Raw genomic sequence first — 715 nt, 5'->3', positions numbered from 1 at the left:
GCCCGCGGAGAACCCCCCTCCTGCGCCCGGGGAGAACCCGCCCGCACCCGCGCCGCAGTAGTCCGTCCGCCGGGACTGCCCGCCCACGGCGATTGGCGCGGCCCCTCCCCAACGCCTCGGGTCTGCGATAGCGTGGAGTCGCCCGGTGCTCGACCGGGCAGTCACAAACGCACACCGCACGGGAGCGTCCGCCGAGGGCGCTGAGAGGACGGCTGGTGCCGTCGACCGTCTGAACCTGACCGGGTAATGCCGGCGTAGGGAGTTCATCATGACCGAATTGGCCTCCAAGCCCGCCACCGAGCCGACAGTCACCACCGGCCCGATCCCCTACAGCAGCAAGCACTACCGGCCCGTGGAGGGCCCCGGCACGGTGCCGGGCCTTCAGGTGCCCTTTCGTCGGATCAACCTGACCAGCGGACATTTCGACGTCTACGACACCTCCGGGCCCTACACCGACGACAACGCGGTGATCGACCTGGAGGCGGGCCTGCCGGCGCGCCCGGGGGTGGTGCGCGACCGCGGCACCCAGCTGCAGCGCGCCCGCGCCGGGGAGATCACCGCGGAGATGGCCTACATCGCCGAACGGGAGTCGCTGCCGGTCGAATTGGTGCGCGACGAGGTCGCCGCGGGACGCGCGATCATCCCGGCCAACCACAACCACCCCGAATCCGAGCCGATGATCATCGGCAAGGCGTTCGCGGTGAAGGTCAACGCC

General features: G+C 70.9%; 1 protein-coding gene and 1 riboswitch. The gene reads left to right on the top strand.

Annotated features, from left to right (window positions below; all coding sequences use genetic code 11):
• Positions 1 to 168 precede the first annotated feature (168 nt).
• Positions 169 to 278: riboswitch (TPP riboswitch) on the top strand.
• The coding region (locus B8W67_RS20170) for a phosphomethylpyrimidine synthase ThiC (RefSeq protein ID WP_207567717.1) at positions 269 to 715 on the top strand (447 nt) is incomplete at its 3' end. (Overlaps the previous riboswitch by 10 nt.)

It is taken from the genome of Mycolicibacillus koreensis (assembly GCF_002104795.1).
GTDB lineage: Bacteria > Actinomycetota > Actinomycetes > Mycobacteriales > Mycobacteriaceae > Mycobacterium > Mycobacterium koreense.
The sequence above is the reverse complement of the archived record's forward strand: the minus strand, read 5'-3'. Positions and strand labels throughout refer to the sequence as shown.